Origin of the sequence: Providencia sp. PROV174, assembly GCF_028480685.1 — a bacterium.
GTDB classification, from domain to species: Bacteria; Pseudomonadota; Gammaproteobacteria; order Enterobacterales; family Enterobacteriaceae; genus Providencia; species Providencia rettgeri.
Genome location: NZ_JAMPOT010000011.1, coordinates 143852 through 159594, shown reverse-complemented (window position 1 = coordinate 159594; position 15743 = coordinate 143852). Strand labels below are relative to the sequence as shown.

The window sequence follows — 15743 nt, the reverse complement described above, 5'->3', positions numbered from 1 at the left end:
ATCATTAAAGGTTGACTAGTATAATTATGACAAAACAAGATAGCTCAACAACGATAATTGATATAGCCAAACGTGCTAATGTAACTGATATTACAGTCTCTAGAGCATTTAACCATCCTGAGATGGTAAAGAAAGAAACTCGAGATAAAATATTAGCTATTGCACAAGAACTCAATTATGTTCCAAATCTTTTTGCGCGTAATCTGAAAAATAAAAATAGCCGTATAATAGGTGTGGTCACTGACAGTACATTTAACCCATTTTATGTGGTACTTATTCAAACAGTTTCACGCTTAGCGAAAGAAAAAGGCTATCAAGTCATGATTTTTGATTCAGATAGCGATGAAAAAGCAGAAAAAACAGCAATTGAAACGTTAGTCAGTTACAAGGCGAGTGGCATTCTACTATCGCCAGTTCGTGACGATAAAGACTATCAACCAAGTTACTTATCATTAATTGACCAACATAATGTACCTTTGGTTTTTGTTGACCGTTCAATTTATGGTTATCAAAATAAGTATTCGGGTTTATTCTTGAAAAACTTTGAAATAGGCGCCTTAACAGGGAAGTTTCTTAACCAACAAAATAGTGAGAATACACTTATTGTTTCAGGGCCAGAAGGTTCAGAAATTAGTTTATCTCGTTTAGCGGGTATATATGAAAATTTTCCAAATAGAAAAAATATTAACGTTTTATACAGTAGTTATATGTTTAATAAGAATGATGAAGATTATCTAAGGAAAAAAGTCCAAGAGCTGTACACACCTAATATGTATATCGTTGGGTTGAATGGAATTATTACAGCAGGAATGTATAAAATTATTTTAGAATTAGGCCTTTCATGCCGCTATTTTTCTGTTGATTTACCACCCTATGCAGATACTTACCATTTATCTATTTCTGGTGTACATCATGATTCGGTATATCTTGGGGAATTAACTACAGATTTATTGTTTTCTGAGATAGAGCGAGATTCACATAAAGATTATAAGACTAAACAAATATTTGTTGATGGGAAACTTGTTGTTTATTAATAAGAATCAGAAATAAAGTACACTATGATTTTTATGTGTACTTTAAAAAATTCGAGTTGTATTTGAGTGCAGTCAACACCTATACAACTTGAAGTATGATAAATATAAATAGGCAGGTAACAATACCTGCCTATTTTAATGGTTATGAAGAACTATTTATTTAGCGTTTCATTGAACTAATTAAGGTCGCTCCCCAAATAATTAAGCCTTTTACAATATATTGAACATAAGGTGAAATACCTAATAAATTTAAACCATTATTGAGTACACCTAAGATCATTGCGCCAATGAGTGTGCCAATGATCATACCACGGCCCCCTGCGATTGAAGCGCCGCCGAGTACGACCGCAGCAATAGCATCTAACTCAAAGCCTACCCCTGCGTTGGGTTGCCCGCTCATTACTCGAGAGGTAAATATTAACCCAGCGAAAGCCGCAGTAAAACCGCTAATGACGTAAACTAACATTTTATAACGTTCAACGCGGATACCACTGAGACGAGCGGCTTCTTCATTACCGCCTATCGCGTAAATATAGCGGCCAAAAGAGACATGATTTAGTACAACATAGAAAATAAGATAAAGGCCAAGCATTAATAAAATAGGAACTTGGATCCCCATTAATTCTTCACGTCCCCAAAAAGCAAACTCTTGAGGTAATCCTGAAACTGGATAGCCACCGGTATAAATTAAGGCAAGGCCTTTAGCAATAATCATGGCACCTAAGGTGACAATGATGGGCGGCATTTTACCATAAGCCGCTAAAATTCCATTAATAAAGCCAAAAGCAACACCGGATAATAACCCCAGAGCAATGGCAGCATAGGGATCCATTCCATAATATTTCATTAAGCCAGCCATCAAGGTTCCAGAAAGTGCCATAACAGCACCAACGGATAAGTCAATCCCACCGGTTAAGATAGCAAATGTCATACCGATAGCGATAATGGCATTAATAGACACCTGACGAGCAATAGTAGAAAGGTTATTTACAGTTAAAAAATGTTCATTAAAAATGGACATGCAGACAAATAAAAGAATTAAACCAACAAGTGGTAAAAATGCAGGTATTTTAGTTAACTTAGAAAAACTAAATTTATTTTTAGTTAATGGAATTGCACTTTGATTAGACATAGTCGTTATCCTATATAATATTGCCGGCCGCATGTACCATAATCTGAGTTGAGTTTATTTCGTCTCCAGTTAACTCAGCGGCAATTTCGCCATCTCGAAAAACCAAAACCCTATCACTGACACCAATAACTTCTGGTAGCTCCGATGAAATCATAATAATGGATATTCCTTTTTCAGTTAGAGAGCGCATTAACTGATAAATTTCTGATTTTGCCCCAACATCAATTCCTCGAGTGGGTTCGTCGAAAATAAGAATTTTGGCTTGTTTATTTAGCCAGCGAGCAATAACAACCTTTTGCTGATTTCCACCACTTAAAGTAGAAACTGCAGTGTGAGGCTCTGGTGTTTTAACTTTTACTTGGGAAATTAGATCAATAGATAAAGTGAGTTCTTTTTTATTTTGAATTAAAAATAATTTTTGAGCATGATTGTTTAACCATATATTCTCTTTAACAGAGAAGGGCAATACAAGACCTTGGGTTTTTCGGCTTTCGGGTAATAAACCGATACCTAATTGCAGCGCAGCCGCAGCCGATTTAACTTTAACTTCTTTGCCTTCTAAAATAACTTTTTTCTTGTATGCTTTATCAGCACCAATCATGGCAAGAATAGTCTCTGTACGGCCGGAACCGACCAACCCCGCAAGCCCTAGAATTTCACCTTTTTTTAATTGAAGGTGGTTAGTTGGGCTATATGAAAAACGCTGAACTTCAGCATCTAAGATAACTTCTTGTTCATTAAACTGACGTTTATGAGGATAAATATTTTCAACTTCACGGCCAACCATCATTTCGATAATAACGTCTAAATCTGTTTCATCAACCTTACGTGACCCAATATATTGTCCGTCACGCAGTACACTGATGGTGTCACAGATTTCATAAATTTCTTCTAAATGATGTGAAATAAAAAACATTCCAACCCCTTTAGCTTTTAAATCACGCATTACATCGAATAAATGATTTGCCTCATTGGGTGTTAATGTTGCAGTTGGTTCATCTAATACTAAAATTTTAGCGTCTAAAGACAATGCCTTTGCGATTTCAACAAACTGCTGTTCCGCGATACTTAAATGGCTAATAGGTTCATCAATATTAATGTTGACACCCAGCTCAGCTAAGATTTCCTGTGATTTTTTTCGCATTAATTTTCTATCTAATAAACCAAACTTATTTTTTAACTCTCGATTTAAAAATATATTTTCAAAAGCATTTAAATAAGGAATAAGAGAAAATTCTTGGAAAATAATACCTACGCCAGCTTTGATTGCATCTCTGTAGTTATGAAAGGTGTGCTCTTTGCCTTCAATCAGGATTTGTCCGCTGTCAGGTTTATGTATTCCACATAACACTTTCATTAGCGTTGATTTACCTGCGCCGTTTTCACCTAATAATGCGTGAACCTCTCCTTTTTCGAGGGAAAGATTAATATTATCTAACGCCTTAACCCCAGGGAAAGTTTTGCTGACATCTTTTAATGCTAATAATTGCATCATATTGCTTCCCTATATTTCTCAACTGCCTAAAAATGGGTAACAAAGCCATTGGGAATTTTTATTCCAATATGCATTTAATAATTAATATTTATGAAAATGTATTGCACCGAACATCAGAAATATAGGTGCAATACATCAGTTATTGATAACTAGCGATTACCAGTGGAAATCTTTTGCATTGGTTTTGTCGATCAATTTAACATCAATTGGGACTTCTTTAGGAACATTGGCACCCCAGTATTTTGCTAAGCCCATTGCTAAACCAATACGCACTTGGTCACGAGGGAATTGCGCTGAAGTTGCAATAAATGGAGAGTTGCCTTTGGCAATTTCAGCAACGGCTTCAGGAGAACCGTCAACACTCACTAATTTGACATCACGACCAGAAGATTCAATCGCTGCTAGTGCACCTAAAGAACCGACATCGTTAACACTGAAGATCCCATTGAGAGTTGGGTTCGCTTGCAGCATATTTTCGGTAACGTTCATCGCGGTATCACGTTCTTGTTTACCGTTCAATTTAGTTACAATTTTAATATTTGGGTATTCTTTCATCGCTGCTTCAAAGCCGCGAACTCGCTCAAGAATTGGCACAACAGGGATACCATCTAAAATAGCCACTTCACCTTTGCCGCCTAATGCTTCACCTAAACGTTTACCCGCCATTAAGCCAGCATCATAGTTTTTAGAACCGACGAAAGAGTCAATCGGACCATTTGCTTGAGCATCAATAGCGATAACCACAACGCCCGCTTTTTTCGCAGCCAGTACAGCCGTTTCTGCACCAACGCTATCGGCCGGGTTAATTAGCAGAATATCGATTTTTTTCTGTAACATGTCTTCGATATCACTGGTTTGTTTTGATACATCATGAGCCGCATCAGAGATGTATAGTTGTGCACCCATATCACCCGTTGCGCTCTCTAAGGCTTCCTTCATGGTAACAAAATATTCATTGTTTAATTCTTGAAATGACATACCCACTGAAACTGGCTTAGCGGTAGCGTTAAAAGCCATACCTAAAGTCAGTACACTTGCAGCTACAGCCAACTTTTTAAATTTACTCAGCATAAGATGTTCTCCTAAAAGAGCGTTTAATTATATGTAGGGTTTTTACTTGTTTAGTGTTTATTTGAATTATCAATTATTACTACCAGTTAAAAATATGTTTATGGCTTGATGACGACTTTAATTGAGTCTGCCGATTTCGCCATGACAAAGGCTTCTTCCCAATCATCGATGGAGTAGAAGTGGGTAACGATATCATCAGCGCTAACTAAGCCACGGCTAAATAGGTCAATAGCGACTTCATAACTATATGGGCCTAAGTGAGCTCCGCGGATATCAAGTTCTTTGCGGTCACCAATGATTGACCAGTCAACGGTTGTTTCTTTACCAAACACGCTAAACTCAACGAAACGACCAAGCTTACGGATCATTTCTAGTCCTTGAGTAACACCAATTGGGGCGCCAGTTGCTTCAATATAAACATCACAGCCATAGCCTTCCGTCATATCTTTGACTAATTTGATGGCATCTTCTTTTAGTGGATTGATAACAACATCTGCACCAAATTTTTTCGCTAATTCAAGACGTTCATCAATCGCATCAATAACCACCAATTTTTTTGGTGTTTTTAATTTGGCGACTTGGATCATGCATAGTCCAAGTGGGCCTGCACCAGCAATGACGACGACGTCATTTAAATCGATATCACCACGGCGTACGGTGTGGATAGCACAAGCCATTGGTTCAATTAATGCGGCATCTTTATCAGACAGTTCATCAGGGATTTTGTGGATAATGGCACGCTCTGAAAAACGCATATATTCAGCCATACCGCCATCGGCAACTTCTTTTTGGAAACCGTAAATATCATGGGTTTCACACATCCAGTATTTGCCTGATTTACAGAAACGGCATTCCCAACATGGAACAATTTGCTCAGCTAAGATGCGGTCGCCTACCTTTAATTTGAATTTTTCAGCAGAACCCTCACCGAGTTCAGCAACGCGTCCGTAAAATTCATGGCCAGGAACAACAGGTGCTTTGATCCATGGGTCATCACCCCAGAACATTTGAGCGCCATCATTGGCTTTACAGTCGCCAGCACAGATCCCACATCCATCAACTTTGATGACAACTTCTCTAAATCCTGGTGCCGGTCTTTTAATGTTTTCAAAGCGATAATCATGTGGCCCATGACAAACAACAGCTTTCATTTTTTCAGGTAGGTTACTCATGTTCTAAAACCTCTTTCTAGTTGTTAACCCTAATGTTGACGTCAACATTAAGCGTTTTTTTATAACGCATTTGCTTTAGTTTTTTTAACGCTTAACTATCAATAATGATATGTATGTAAGAAAAATGGTTGTTTAATGTTATAGAGAAAATAAATTCTTTTTAATATGACGACGTCGTCATTTTTGAAAGTATGCATTTAAAAAACTAAAATTTGTGATTTAACCCCTAATTTTAGTCACCTGATTGAGTACTTTCATTGGAAAATGAGACTGTCAAAAGTGAATTTGTAACATAATGAAAATTATAATAAAAATCTTATTTCATTCCTTTTTTCGTTTTTCAAGAAATGAATCTGAAGCCGAGTATAATTATTTTAACTATTTTCAGAAGTGGATAATTTATGCAAAAACATTTCAGCTCACATTTTTATATGAAAACAAATTAAAGTTACATTAAATAAAGAGAAGTGAAATGGTTAATAGAACGTTATTTTTAATTTATAAAATATAATTTAAAAAATTAAATAGAGTAATGAGGCATTTTTTATGTGTTGTTTGTTATGTTTTCTTTGCAGATATACCTAATAGACATTGAAAAGGACATTAAAAAAATAGCTTTATACTTTGTTATTGTATTTTGCCAATCTTGCAAAGTATAAAGCCAAACAGAGCCAAGGTTTAACTTCATTTTGTCAAAAAAATCATTTTGTTATCTTGTTGTAAATATGTGGATGCCTCACATCCTTATATTAGACAATCATTGGTGCAATGATAAAACCGAAGGCGACACCTGCAATAATTCCACCTAGGCCTGGTAACATAAAAGGATGATTTAAAATATATTTTCCAACCCGAGTAGACCCTGTTGAGTCGAATTCAATAGCTGCTAATGATGTTGGGTAAGTGGGTAAGACAAATACCCCGGTGACGGCGACAAAAGAGGCCAAAATTGCCCATGTGGGAACATCTAAGGCAATAGCTAACGGAATAATTAATGGTGTTGTGGCACCTTGTGAATACAACAATGCACAGGTAAAAAATAGAACTAAAGCTAATAAAATAGGATATGCAGATAACACATCTCCAGCTATCGCTTTAATTTGGTCCATGTGTGCATCAACAAATGTCGTCCCTAAGGTGACAATACCCAATATCACCGCGAGTGAACTCATTCCTGAACGGAAAGTGGGTGCGAGAACGATTGAGTTTGGTGATGTTTTACAGAATATTACCATCAAACATGCAGCACTTAACATGCAGATGATAATAATATCGCGAGTACCCATAGGCTTGCCGATATCAAAGCCGGGGCGCAACTGCGGAAAGGCAGCAAGGATGACAATTGCGATAGTGGCAATGATAAACAAGACAACTGAAAGCTTTTCTCTGGTGGTGCTTTCACCTGTTTTTTCTTGGTATTTATGTACTAAGCCTTTTTGTAAGCGCTCAAGATAAACTTCATCGTCTTCTAGTTCACAGCCTTGGCGTGATGCGATAAATGCCGCAACCATGGCTGCAACAAAAGAGGCAGGTAAGCAGACTGACATGACAACGATGAAAGTAACGCCATTGCCTTCCATTATTGTCAACATTGCTGCCATTGCGGCGCTGATTGGTGAACCTGAAATAGCAATTTGTGATGCAACCACTGAGCCTGCTAATGTTCTGGATGGCCGAATACCTGAATCTTTTGCGATTTCGGCTATCACAGGTAGCATAGAGAAAACAATGAAGCCTGTACCAGCCATGATAGTCATCACCCAAGTGATGATTGGCGCTATAATATTCAGGTACTTAGGGTTTTTACGCATGAACTTACTGGCGAGGCGTACGAGATAATCCATTCCACCCGCAGCTTGTAATGCAGATGCTGCTACCACGACGGTCATAATAATCAGAATTACATCAACAGGTGGGGAGCCAATAGGTAGACCAAACCCGATGGTTAAAACGGCTAATCCTAATCCACCGCAGAGTCCTATACCAATTCCCCCCATACGTATACCGAAGAATATTGCGCCTAATACAACAATGATTTCTAGCCAAACCATAATCGTCTCCAATAGACAATATATTGTCATTAGTAATATTAAAAATTAATTTTTGATATTTGATATAAAGTTAAATATTTTTATTTATCATTAAATTTTGTTTTCCGACTCTACTTTCATACCAGTGAATACTTGCTCTGACTAAGGTACTGGTTGAGTCGATATATTTATCTGGATAATTATTTATTTCATTTTCAAGAATGACGGGAACTTCAGTACAGCCAAGAACAATAATTTCTGCACCTCGGGAAAATAATGCCTCAGCTTGTTTTTTCATAATGGACTCAGCCATTTTTTTATTCCCTGATTTTAATAAATAAATGCTTTCCATAACATTGTCTTGGCTTTCTTTATCAGGGGTAATGCAGTTTAAATGCTTACTCTCTATATTTTTTTGATACAACCCCATATACATAGTGGCATTTGTTGCAAGTAATCCGATGTTTTTTTTCTTGGTTGCTAGCACTTCTTTCATTGTCGTCTCAACAATACTTAGCATATCGACGTGGCAAATATCTTTCAGTTCACTAAACCAATAATGTGCGGTGTTACAAGGAATAACAATACATTCTGCACCTGCATTTTCTAATTTTTTTAGATAGTCTGTCATTAAAGGTAGAGGTGATTCACCATGGTTTAATAGCGCCTCTGTTCGATCCGGTATATCAGGAATAGATGATATAATTAAAGGGATATGCTCTTGATCTCTATTTGCTACGGTATAATTAACGAATTTATTAAATAAATCGACAGTAGCGGCAGGTCCCATACCACCTAATACACCAATTAAACCTTTCATTTTAATACCCCTGCATTTCATTAGCCTTTTTATAAAATAAAAATCAATAAATGCTTATCTTTCTTCATTTATTTAACATATCGGTTGGCATTAAAATAATTATTAACTTAAATATTACTGCCTAACCTATGGTTAATATTTATCAATGTTTATCTCGGATGAGAAATGCAAGTAAGTATGGGTTGATGCAAGATATGCATTAAGTTTTTTATTCAAAATAAAATTATTTTAATAAATTGCTCTGAGAGCCTGAATAGACTAGGTTTTATGGTGTGCATAAATTTAATAAAATTAATTTTTGATTTTTGTTAATGTTTTAAATAGTAGGGCTATGCATAATACAAATAATGTAACTACAAATTCGGTTTGGTTGTTTAACTAATTATTAACTTAAAATATCAATAAAAATACTTTTAATTTCTTATATTTTAACAGCAAGTCAATTTAAGGCTTAATAAGATGAAGAATATAGAAACAAAATGGCTATATGATTTTTTAACACTAGAGTCGTGCCGACATTTTTCTCATGCAGCAGAACAACGAAATATTTCTCAGCCCGCATTTAGCCGCCGTATTAAAGCTTTAGAGGAAGCTATTGGCGTTGAATTATTTGATAGAACGACTTCCCCTTTACAGTTATCCGAAGAGGGAAAAATTTTTCATTCTCAAGCGCGTAGTTTATTACAACAACTGGAATGTAACTTAAATGAATTATCCGGCCACAATGTATTGAGTCTACCAAATATTAAAATTGCTGCTGCTCATTCGTTGTCATTAACATTACTGCCTAAATTAGTCCATGGGCTGTCCGGTTATGGTGAGGAGTTTGTTTACCATGTTGAAGCCATTGATGTCGTACAGGTTGTCAACGCATTGAGAGAAGGGAAGAGTGACTTTATTATCTCATTTTATGATGAAGACCTCATGCAATCTCCATTTTCCTCATTGAATGTATTTGAATCTGAATTATACCCAATCTGTGCCGCAGATGAGCATGGTAAGCCACTATTTGATATCTATCAGCCTCAAGTGCCGTTGTTGAATTACACAAGTGCTTCATATATGGGAAGGTTAGTTAATCGTCGATTAAGTGAATTTGGTACGATCAATTCGAAAACACTTTTTATGTCATCAATGAGTGAGTTATTAAAAAATATGGCGTTGGATGGCCATGGGATAGCATGGTTGCCCATTTATTCTGTAGTGAATGAATTGAAAGAAAAAAAACTCGTTTGTCTGGATACGCCGGAATTAACGATACCTATCCAAGCTTATATCTACCGTATGGATACACGGCTAAATAAAACTGCAGAGGACTTTTGGCGTATTTTAAAAAAGAATATTCCGGAGGATTTACGGCACTTATAGTGTCGATGGGTAATTTATAGATAAATAACCTGCTAAAATAAACAGGTTATTTAAATAATTTACATTTTACTTAGCGAAAATATATCACTTTGAAAAAGAAAGAATTAGTGATCTAAAGAAACAGAATGGACATACTCCAACTGTTTTAAGGAACAGTAAAATTCAGGCAAAGTGATTTTTTGGCGTACTAATAGCTTTAAATTTACCTCGACGCGCTCTTTCTTGATATCTCTGATGGTGAGATTTTCAATTAAGTCTTTGTGACCTTTTAGGTACTCAATAAGCAAAGGGACACCTTTTTCATGCGTAAATAGCATTCGAACTTTAATTTTTCCTAGTTTTTGGTTTCTCATCTGAAATAAAGCAACTTGAGGACTGAGTTGTATTGCTAAGAAAAAAAGAATTGTAACGATGATAGCATGCCAGTAGAACCCTGAACCACAGGCAATTCCAACACCGGCTGAAGCCCAAACAATGGCTGCAGTTGTTAGACCTGAAATGGCATCATCACGACGATGCAATATAACACCAGCGCCTAGAAATCCCACTCCGCTAATTATTTGTGCAGCTAATCTCATTGGGTCGCTACGTATATTGTCAGAGATATTGGCGTAATACTCCGCTGATTGAATAGAAACGATGGTTAATAAACAGCTGGCAACGGCGATAATGACACAAGTTTTAAACCCAACAGGTTTTCCCTTTGATTCACGTTCTAAGCCAATTAAGCCGCCTAAAATGAAGGCGGCAACTAGTTTAGCAATATTTGATAGTGATAAAGGGCCAATGGTGTCAACAAACTGTATAAATAAATCCATGGCTTGCTCCTGACGTGACCTTACCCTTTCCTTAATTTTTATTGTGCTGCAACGCGATTTGCTGGTTTTTCGCTTTCCCCATTTTTCTTTTTAGACACATCGTCTTTAAAGAAGAAAATAAAGAAAACAGTGACAATCGCGGCGACGATAGCTGGGTAATGCCAGAATGTTCCCCATTGTGGTAATGCTGCGCTACCTGTTTCTGTGACAGTTGAATTAAAGATTTCACCACAAATTGTTGAAGCAAATAATAAGCCAAAGCCATTTGAAACAATAAAGCGTAAACCTTGAGCTTGCGCTCTGATCTCAGGTTTGGCTTTACGGTCAACGTAGATATCACCTGCCGTAAAGAAGAAGTCCCAACATAATCCTTGAAGCATCAATCCGAAAATAATGAAGTAGAAACCGGAATCTACTGCGGCATAGGAGAATAACATTGAGCGAATAATCCAACTTACCGCGCCAAGAAGTAAGGTGATTTTGAAACCGAACTTCATTAAGAAGAATGACAGCACAAACATAAATAGGACTTCACATGCAATACCAATTTGCATGATAGATGCCGCATTATCGAATCCAAGTGTTTTAATAAATACAGGGATATAAGCGGAGTAAGCTGTTTTCGGTATCATTAATACAAAGATACTAAACATTAAGATAGCGAAATAGCGGTCTTTAAATAATGAAAGTGCATCTAAACATAGAATATCTCTAGCGGAGAAAGGTTTACCTTTCGCTTTTGGTGGTGTATTTGGCAAAGTAAAGCAGTAGAAACCTAGTAATACAGCAACGGCGGATGCGATATACCAAGTCATGGTACTACCCGAGAAGCCCATTTCCCCTAATATAAATCCGATAGCCATAAAACCGAATGTGCCAAATACACGAATAATAGGGAAATATTTCACACCATTAATATGAGAGAAGCTGATGCTATTAGAAAGCGCAGTTGTTGGATAAAACAGTAGCCCAATAATAAAAATCATAAACAGGGTCATGCCGCTATTGTGTGCCTCAATAAATTGAGGCACACATAGAATAACGGCCGCATTAATTAAATGCAGTGTTCCCATTACTTTTTGTGAAGCAAAGAAACGGTCAGCAACCATACCAATAAATAAAGGGGAAATAATGGTGGCCACACCTAATAAAGCGTAAGCATTACCAATGATGTTTGCCATCCCATAAGTACTTAACACAAGTCCCATGGTCATATTCCATGCGCCTTGCATGAAATATTGCACAAACATCATGATCAGTAAGCGAGAGGTTATTTTCATATCCATGATTAGTTTTCCTCTTAATATGCTTCTAGCGTTAATCCGTCATAAGCAACACGGATATTATAAGGTGCACAAACCGCTTCTAATTCATCATGAAGTAATTTGCCACTATGGGAAATATGTGAAACAGCAATTTGAGTTTCTGAATGCAGGCAGCTTTGTTGCTGCAGTTTTTCTTTAGCTGCAAAGACGGTTTCTAGGCTCATATGATTATCTGTACGATTTTTCCCATTGAGCCCGTAAGTGCATTCAAATACGACGATATCAAGTTGTTTATTTTCCAACCATTTCCATGTTAATTCAGGGAACCAACCTGAATCATGTCCATAAAAAATAACTTTTCCATTTTTTTCAATATGATAGACATAGCAGAGTTCCCATTTGGCATGGTTTGCAAGTAATGGCGTAATTTTATAACCGTTTCTTTCGATGGTGACAAAAGGGATTAAACAGTGGAAATCGAAACGCTCTTTACTGTATCCGGGTAGAACGTCAAGGCAGCCATTAATTGCTCGGTCATTACCAAAAATATGTAATGGATGGTGAATTTCAAAGCCATAACCTTCCATGCGGCTGAATAAATCGCCGACATTAAAATGGTCAGGGTGAGTATGGGTAAATAGTAAGCTTTCAAACTTAGTTGCATCCATTCCGTCACGCATTAACTGATAGCTAAATGTCGGGGAAACATCGATCAACATAAGATCATCCACAATCGCGGAAGAATGGGTTCTAATATCTTTTCCCCCAAGCTCTCTTGCTTTTTGGCAGTGCTCACAACGGCAGAAAGGATTTGGTATGCCTTCAGAAGCCGCGGTGCCTAAAAAGTGAAGTTTCATAATAATTACCTGTATTTTATAGTTTTATTTTGGAGTTTTTGATCCCTGGTGTTGGTGTTCAAACAAAAAATAAGTCAATTTGAACGTTCCAATAATAATATCGGAAGTTATCATTGCCAATAAATGTTATTTAGATCAGTGATCTCATTCAAATAATATTTTTTATGGTGTTGATTATATTGATATTTAATATCGCATTGTAAAAGAAGGGTAAGAAAAGTAATCTTTATTTTTTTCGTTTGTTTTATAAACTAATTAAGGGTGGAACGTTCAAATTAATTATCGGTAGTCGCGATGAATAATTCAGGTATGCTATTGGCAGCAATAATCAAGGTGAAAAAGACAAATGGCAACAATCAAGGATATCGCAAAATTAGCAGGTGTTTCTCATGGAACCGTTTCTAATGTTTTGAATAAACGGGGAAATGTGAGCGTTGAGAAAATTGAAGCAGTCTATAAAGCCGCCAAGCAAATGGGGTATCAGTTAAATACACAAGCTCAATTATTGAGAACCAATAAGAGCCAGAAGGTCGCAATACTATTACCGCAATTGGTGTCTGATAAGTATGCAATATTTTTTAATTCATTTAGGCAATCTATGGCTCAGTATCCAGAGATAACTTATGATCTATTTTTAACGGATGATCTGGAAACGACAGAACTCGATGCATTACAAAAAATTGCGGCTGGCGGCTATAAGCAAGTTGTGGCAGTCAGTTGTTTGCAGGATGCCAGCATCTATTTTGACACCTTAAAATTAGCCGCTTCTCAAATTATTTTTATTTATCGTCAGCCTGCAAACGCTTACCACTTTTTCACATTGGATTACTCCCAGGCAGCTGATGCCATTTGCCAACAAATTGCGACAAGTCGAAGCCAGCTAGTGGGTATTTTTAGTGATGATCATGGCGATTTAGAGCACGCCACCTTTGTCAGTGAGTTACAAAATAACCTTAAACAGCAGGCTCCGAATAAAAAATTTATTATTATTCGTGCTTCTAATGATGAATCTTACAAGGCGGCTTTTGATTTTTTCTCTGAGGAGCAAATACCCGATTTATTTGTTGCTGAAGACATTGAAAAAGCTAGTTTTTTAACCCAAGCAAGTTTTTTTGGTAGTGAAGGTGATTGCCCTGCAATTTTTGCTTTAAGTGGTAACATTCCTCCGATACTAAAAGGGTTACATTGTTTCCCAATGAACTATGCACAATTAGGGTTGGAAGTGGTCGATGAACTGATGAGAGAAGATCACGAAAAGAAAACGGTGGGGAAGAATACTGTCTACGTTCGTAATCAAAGTGGTAACCTTTATACGGCAACATCGGCAATAATTACTGGCAATAAATCCGATCCAACCTTAAATTTACTTATTTTACCCAGCCCTTCAACAAACGCACTTAAAAAGCTACTGCCACATTTTTATCGACAAACAGGAATTAAGGTTAATTTAGCAGTTTATCCTTATGATGAAGTTTACCAAATTTTAGGGCAGCTCCACTTACACCCTTATTATGATTTACTACGTATCGATATGGCCTGCTTTCCTTGGTTTGCGGAACGCATCTTGCAACCGTTAGATAAAGTAGGGAATGGGGTGACTGATTTATTAAGTAACTTTTCCTTACCGACACAGCAAAAATTTAGTTTGGTGAGTGATACTGCTTATGCAATGCCATTTGATGCCAGCGCACAAATGTTATTTTATCGTAAAGATCTCTTTGAAGATCCTATTTTAAAAAGAATGTATTACGAGAAAACAGGACAAGAACTAATAGTACCGACTTCTTTTGCTGAATACGATCAGGTAACCCAATTTTTTACAGAGTTACATGAAGAAGGTGAGTTTTTAAGGCCTATCGGTGCATCAACGACGTTAGGCAGCGCAGGGTTAATTGCCACTGAGTATTTATTAAGGTATTACGCGGCAGGTGGAAAGTTAATAAGTAATGGTAATATTCCTAGATTAGAAATGCCATTAGCGGGTCAGGTATTAGATGAATACCTCCATCAGGTTTCTATTACAGAAAATATTCATAATAAATGGTGGAGCGAATCAGTCAATCAATTTGAGCAAGGGAAACTTGCTATGCTGATTGCTTATATGAACCTATTTAACGATGTTGCTCACAGTAATATTTTTCCTAAAATTGGTTTCGCCCCTGTACCAGGGGGAGTTCCTCAACTGGGAGGTGGGGCATTAGGGGTATCTCGCTATAGCCAAAAAACACATTATGCAGAACAATTTTATCGTTGGCTTTATTCACCAATAGTCATGGATCACCTTATTTTATTGGGGGGCAACAGTAATCATCAAGATTTCAGCCATAATCAAGAGGTTTGCTATCGCTACCCATGGATGCCACTGGCTTATCAAGAAATAAATCGAGGTATCCGTGAATCTTCAATTCCAAACGGTAAGTTGTTTAATTTGCGCCAAGCTGAAGTCATTATTGGGCAAGGAATTACTAACGTTGTGAATAAAATCATGACTATAGATGAGACGATTGAGTATATTAACCAGCGCTTATTGGTTGATACGCAAGGTGAGAGGTAAATAGCGGATTAATTGGTATTTTAAATCAGCGGATAAACAAATGCTAAGCTGTCACTACATTTCAGGGTTATCCGCATAAGCCAGTTGCGATACAAGGCGTTTTGTTTAGTCATTTTTACCGGTAGGT

12 protein-coding genes are annotated in these 15743 nt (G+C 36.9%); 3 read left to right on the top strand and 9 right to left on the bottom strand.

Annotated elements, in window-relative coordinates; translation table 11 throughout:
• Nucleotides 1-26: 26 nt before the first annotated feature.
• Complete coding sequence (locus PSE60_RS11665; RefSeq protein ID WP_210840189.1) at nucleotides 27-1034, top strand: LacI family DNA-binding transcriptional regulator; 1008 nt, start codon at nucleotides 27-29, stop codon at nucleotides 1032-1034.
• A 160-nt stretch (nucleotides 1035-1194) separates the two neighbouring features.
• Here PSE60_RS11665 and PSE60_RS11660 read toward each other — a convergent pair whose 3' ends face one another.
• From PSE60_RS11660 to PSE60_RS11635, 6 genes are all read right to left on the bottom strand, one after another.
• Nucleotides 1195-2166 carry an ABC transporter permease gene (locus PSE60_RS11660; protein ID WP_004905244.1) on the bottom strand — a complete coding sequence of 324 codons (972 nt, stop codon included), beginning with the start codon at nucleotides 2164-2166 and terminating at the stop codon, nucleotides 1195-1197.
• Nucleotides 2167-2176: 10 nt separating this feature from the next.
• Nucleotides 2177-3661: a sugar ABC transporter ATP-binding protein gene (locus tag PSE60_RS11655; RefSeq protein WP_136134811.1), complete on the bottom strand. Its 1485-nt coding sequence runs from the start codon at nucleotides 3659-3661 to the stop codon at nucleotides 2177-2179.
• Nucleotides 3662-3817: 156 nt separating this feature from the next.
• The gene (locus PSE60_RS11650; protein WP_370661211.1) at nucleotides 3818-4678 is read right to left on the bottom strand and encodes an ABC transporter substrate-binding protein; all 861 of its coding nucleotides are present in this window, start codon (nucleotides 4676-4678) and stop codon (nucleotides 3818-3820) included.
• A 152-nt stretch (nucleotides 4679-4830) separates the two neighbouring features.
• Nucleotides 4831-5904: a zinc-binding dehydrogenase gene (locus PSE60_RS11645; RefSeq protein WP_210840190.1), complete on the bottom strand. Its 1074-nt coding sequence runs from the start codon at nucleotides 5902-5904 to the stop codon at nucleotides 4831-4833.
• Between the two features lie 749 nt (nucleotides 5905-6653).
• Nucleotides 6654-7955 carry an anaerobic C4-dicarboxylate transporter gene (locus PSE60_RS11640; protein WP_272665518.1) on the bottom strand — a complete coding sequence of 434 codons (1302 nt, stop codon included), beginning with the start codon at nucleotides 7953-7955 and terminating at the stop codon, nucleotides 6654-6656.
• A 70-nt stretch (nucleotides 7956-8025) separates the two neighbouring features.
• On the bottom strand, nucleotides 8026-8754 hold the full coding sequence (locus PSE60_RS11635) for an aspartate/glutamate racemase family protein (RefSeq protein ID WP_272665517.1): 729 nt from the start codon (nucleotides 8752-8754) through the stop codon (nucleotides 8026-8028).
• A 459-nt stretch (nucleotides 8755-9213) separates the two neighbouring features.
• Between PSE60_RS11635 and hypT the strand changes: the two genes are divergently transcribed.
• Nucleotides 9214-10122: a hypochlorite stress DNA-binding transcriptional regulator HypT gene (gene hypT / locus PSE60_RS11630; protein WP_004914205.1), complete on the top strand. Its 909-nt coding sequence runs from the start codon at nucleotides 9214-9216 to the stop codon at nucleotides 10120-10122.
• Nucleotides 10123-10226: 104 nt separating this feature from the next.
• On the opposite strand, the gene PSE60_RS11625 is transcribed toward hypT, so the two are convergent.
• From PSE60_RS11625 to PSE60_RS11615, 3 genes are read right to left on the bottom strand one after another with little or no spacing between them, the layout of a single operon-like run.
• A complete protein-coding gene (locus tag PSE60_RS11625) occupies nucleotides 10227-10940 on the bottom strand; it encodes an MgtC/SapB family protein (protein WP_272665516.1) in 714 nt (237 codons plus the stop codon).
• A gap of 38 nt (nucleotides 10941-10978) precedes the next feature.
• Nucleotides 10979-12226: an MFS transporter gene (locus PSE60_RS11620; protein ID WP_210836949.1), complete on the bottom strand. Its 1248-nt coding sequence runs from the start codon at nucleotides 12224-12226 to the stop codon at nucleotides 10979-10981.
• A 14-nt stretch (nucleotides 12227-12240) separates the two neighbouring features.
• Entirely contained in the window at nucleotides 12241-13062 is an 822-nt protein-coding gene (locus tag PSE60_RS11615) for an MBL fold metallo-hydrolase (protein ID WP_272665515.1), read from the bottom strand.
• Between the two features lie 346 nt (nucleotides 13063-13408).
• Between PSE60_RS11615 and PSE60_RS11610 the strand changes: the two genes are divergently transcribed.
• Nucleotides 13409-15616 carry an extracellular solute-binding protein gene (locus PSE60_RS11610; RefSeq protein WP_272665514.1) on the top strand — a complete coding sequence of 736 codons (2208 nt, stop codon included), beginning with the start codon at nucleotides 13409-13411 and terminating at the stop codon, nucleotides 15614-15616.
• Nucleotides 15617-15743: the final 127 nt, after the last annotated feature.